At 64.0% G+C, this 1,551-nt stretch carries 2 protein-coding genes; both read right to left on the reverse strand.

Annotated features, from left to right (window positions below):
- A partial coding sequence (locus EN964_RS34150; protein ID WP_127277411.1) for an ATP-binding cassette domain-containing protein occupies positions 1-1,006 on the reverse strand: 1,006 nt, incomplete at its 3' end.
- Positions 1,007-1,084: 78 nt separating this feature from the next.
- Positions 1,085-1,551 (reverse strand): BMP family protein (locus tag EN964_RS34155; protein ID WP_127277413.1); only part of this gene is annotated, 467 nt, incomplete at its 5' end.

Raw genomic sequence — 1,551 nt, forward strand, 5'->3', positions numbered from 1 at the left:
GCCGTATCGAGCCGCCGGCAGCTGTACGCTGGCCGGCCAGCGCTTCCGCCAGTTGCTTCTGGCCGTTGCCGTCGATGCCGGCAATGCCCAGGATCTCGCCCGGGCGGATGTCGAAGGAGATCGACGACAGGCCCGGCGCATTGTCCGTCGGCGCGACCGCCAGATCTGCGACCTGAAGCAGCGGGGCCGCTTCTGCTCGGGCAGTGCGGACCGGACGCTCGACGGCTTCCGGATCATCCTTCTGCTTGCCGAACATCAATTCCACGATCTCCGAGACGATCTCCTGTTCGCCCAGCGCGCGAAACCGCTCGGGCGGGATCTCGCCGACCTTGCGGCCGAGCTTCAGCACCGAGATGCGATCGCCGAAGGCAGCCGCCTCCTTGAGCTTGTGGGTGATGAAGACGATCGCCAGGCCCTGCTCGACAAGGCGGCGCATCAGTGCGCCGAGTTCGTCGATGCCTTTCGGCGTCAGCATGGAGGTGGACTCGTCAAGGATGAGCAGCCGGCTGTTGCGCAGCATCGCGCGCAGAATCTCGACCTGCTGCTGCTCGCCGAGCGACAACTCCGATACCTTGGCTTGAAGCTTGACGGTGATGCCGAGCGTGCCGGTGATCTCGGCGACGCGCGCCGCCAGTTCCTCGGTCCTGGGGCGCTGCCACCACGGCCCGCCAAGCAGGAGATTTTCCGCCACCGTCAGCGTCGGCACCAGCATCATGTGCTGGAATACAGTGCCGATGCCGAGTGTCAGCGCATGGCGCGGCGAGGTGATCGGCGTCGGTTTGCCGTCGACCAGTATGCGTCCTTCGTCCGGCTGCTGCAGGCCGGACAACATGCCGATCAGTGTCGATTTTCCAGCGCCGTTCTCGCCCAATAGCACATGCACTTCGCCCGGGCGGATCGACAGGTCGACGCTGTCATTGGCAACGATGCCGGGGAACCGTTTGGTCACGCCTTCAAGCGCGACGATGTCGCGCCCTGCAACGGACGATGAAGAAAAACCGCTCATGAAAGCCCAGCACCAAAAAAACGGGAATCGTCCGGAGGGGTGAACGGATCACCCCTCCGGCAGCCGGCCGTGATCGCCTTACTGGGCGACGCTGGTCATCAATGCCCTGACGGCGGCCGCGTCATAGACCGGCTCAACCTTGATCTTGCCGGAAATGACGTCCTCGCGCAGCGCCTGGATTTCCGTCCAGGCATTGTCCGGGATCGCAGCGGTCTTCAGCAGCTTGACCGAGTCGTCCTTGAGGCCGATCGTATAGTGTTTGGTGCCGAACGTGTCGGCCTTCAGGTCGGCAATCATCGCCGCATAGACCGGCTCGATGTTCCACACCACCGACGACAGCAGGAAGCCCTTGTCGATCGGTGACTTGTCGCCGATGACGTCGATGAAATAGACCTTGCCGCCATCGGCTGCCTTGGTCGTCTCGACCGCCTGCAGCATGCCGAAGCTCGAACCGTTGCCTTGGCCGAAGATGATGTCGGCACCCGATGCGATCACGCTTTCGGTGACGCGCTTGCCGCCGGCCGCGTCGCTGTAGGCGGCAGGGC

This window comes from Mesorhizobium sp. M7A.F.Ca.CA.001.10.2.1 (assembly GCF_003998575.1).
In the GTDB taxonomy this organism is placed as follows: Bacteria; Pseudomonadota; Alphaproteobacteria; order Rhizobiales; family Rhizobiaceae; genus Mesorhizobium.